We start from the raw sequence: 228 nt of genomic DNA, 5'->3' as shown, positions 1-228 counted from the left end.
TAAGAATGATTGCCAGATAGAGCACCTTCCAGTTCTTGCTTGTTTTCATGCAAGTCCTCCTTATTTCTTTAGAATCTTTTATGTTTCTATAGAAAGTATACTCTATGATATTTCACTTGGCAACGATAACATCAGGTAGAAACGATTTTGGGTGTTGGCTCTATTTTTTTTTTGGGGGGGGGGAACGGGCTTGAGCGTGTCGATTGATTCACGTTCACATCAATTCTT

The organism is Sphaerochaeta sp. UBA5836 (genome assembly GCF_002432845.1).
Taxonomy (GTDB): domain Bacteria; phylum Spirochaetota; class Spirochaetia; order Sphaerochaetales; family Sphaerochaetaceae; genus Sphaerochaeta.
This window is presented reverse-complemented; position numbering follows the sequence as displayed.